Origin of the sequence: Lysinibacillus sp. NPDC056232, assembly GCF_042267565.1 — a bacterium.
In the GTDB taxonomy this organism is placed as follows: Bacteria; Bacillota; Bacilli; order Bacillales_A; family Planococcaceae; genus Lysinibacillus.
Genome location: NZ_JBHJTF010000092.1, coordinates 1 through 1,885, shown reverse-complemented (window position 1 = coordinate 1,885; position 1,885 = coordinate 1). Strand labels below are relative to the sequence as shown.

Below are 1,885 nucleotides of genomic sequence, written 5' to 3'. Positions count from 1 at the left end.
GGTCTTCACTTTACTTAAAGGCTGTTTTCTCAAAGATTATTGCTTCTGGTTTGTCTATCTTATTAAACTAAAGCACCCCGTTAGTTTAAGTGTAATGTTTCACAAACTTTCATAACGAATGTTTTCTGTTTACTGTTTTATAGGTCTTTCAAAAATCAATTCATAGTATGACCCTACTGCAACTCCTGAAGTTGCAAAGTCAGGGGAGAAAATTTGAACAAAACGCCATCCTTGTTTTGCGTGATTTTTAATTACTTCTCGATAGTCTTCATTAGGTTTACTAGATAACTTTTTAAACTCTCCATTGTCTTGAAGTTTTTGCACCAGAACCATATTTGTTGCTTTGCTCAATTAATATATATATTCTTTTAAAATCTTGTTTTAACTGTATGTTTTTATCTGTTATTAAGTGTTACAATTACTTATAGTTTTCCACTTATTACCTTAATTGTACGTTAAAAAAAGATGGGGGAGATACAAAATGAAGAAAATAATGTCAGGGTTAGTATTAACGTTAAGTTTAGGTTTATTCCATTATTCATATGCAAGCGCAGGACCGCTAGTTAAATCAGAAGAGAATGTTAGACCCGTAGAAATCGTTGCGAATGGTGAATTTATAAAGATGGATGTACATCCTCTGATGGATAATAACCGTCTATTTGTTCCCATCCGAGCGCTTGCATCTCTTGGTCTTTCTTATAGTTTTAACTCAACGACTAGCGTTGCTACAGTTCAAAATAAAGAGGGAGATTATCTAAAAATAAGTGCAAATAGCAGCACTGCCTATAAAAATGACAAGGCTATTCAAATGGATGTACCTGCTCAAAATAGCAATGGCCGTATTCTTGTTCCTATCCGATTTGTCTCTGAATCCTTAGGGTACAAAGTTCAATATGAATCCATTCGCAAATTTGTTTTTGTTAACTCACAGGACTATTCGTTTGATTCAAAATTATTGTATCAGGATGACCTTCAAGCAGCGCGTAAAGCTGCTATCGCATTACCAATCAACAGGGATTTCATACCACTTGGTACATTAGATGGTTATCGTTTGCACCAATATACGTTTCCTCATGGAAGAGCAGACACTTACTATTTTAATGATGGAAATTATACATTTGTACAAATCAAAGATGGCGATGCAATAGCCATTGGACAATTATACCGGGAAAGAGGAAAACCATCTCAGGCAAGAGGGAATGTTTCACCCGAAATGAGTTTAGATAGAGACCCGTTTATGGAACCTTTTGATCATCGTAGTGTACTCTTTTTTGAGAACGATGATGGTATGGCTACAATAGTTTACCAGGAAGATAAAAATGAACAGGTAAAAATTAAAACAAAAATGAATATATATTCTGATATCATACAGAAACTTCCTGACCACAAATGAAGTAGTTGATTTAAATTTAAGATGGGACTGTCCCAAAAGGGGTATTTTAGCCAAAAATAAATAAAAAGAAAAAGACAGAAACATTGATTTAACAACGTTTCTGTCTTTTCAATTTTATGTGAATTTACTTCAAAAGGGACTTATGAGACAGCCTCATCTACTTAAGCATTAATACCAGCTTTTTTTAATGAAGCAGTCAAGTTACCGTTTGAGGTTGCATAAGTAAATCGTTGTGGAGTGGTTTGTTGAGTATAACCTGTTGGCCAGAAAATCTCATTTACTTTATCCGTTGGATCAAATAGTGTCCAAGGGTCTCCTCGTGTGACAATTATTATTAAATTATTCCTGCTGTAGTAATCTTTCTCTTAATTTAAGAAGTGATATAAACAGGATTTTCTTGATGTACCATAATAAATCCTTCTTCAACTAAACTGCTCCGTTAGTTGAAGAGCAACAATCTTTACGAAAACAGCCTTAAGTAAAGTGAAGACT

General features: G+C 34.0%; 2 protein-coding genes. One reads left to right on the top strand and one right to left on the bottom strand.

The window, feature by feature from the left end:
• Positions 1–129: 129 nt before the first annotated feature.
• Positions 130–351: a DUF4177 domain-containing protein gene (locus ACFCYJ_RS27390; RefSeq protein ID WP_376079105.1), complete on the bottom strand. Its 222-nt coding sequence runs from the start codon at positions 349–351 to the stop codon at positions 130–132.
• Positions 352–481: 130 nt separating this feature from the next.
• On the opposite strand from ACFCYJ_RS27390, the gene ACFCYJ_RS27385 reads away from it, so the two are divergent.
• On the top strand, positions 482–1,393 hold the full coding sequence (locus ACFCYJ_RS27385) for a copper amine oxidase N-terminal domain-containing protein (protein ID WP_376079103.1): 912 nt from the start codon (positions 482–484) through the stop codon (positions 1,391–1,393).
• Positions 1,394–1,885 lie beyond the last annotated feature (492 nt).

Excerpts from the sequence above, each read along its gene's own strand:
- ACFCYJ_RS27385 (WP_376079103.1), top strand. The coding sequence starts at position 482 with ATGAAGAAAATAATGTCAGGGTTAGTATTAACGTTAAGTTTAGGTTTA.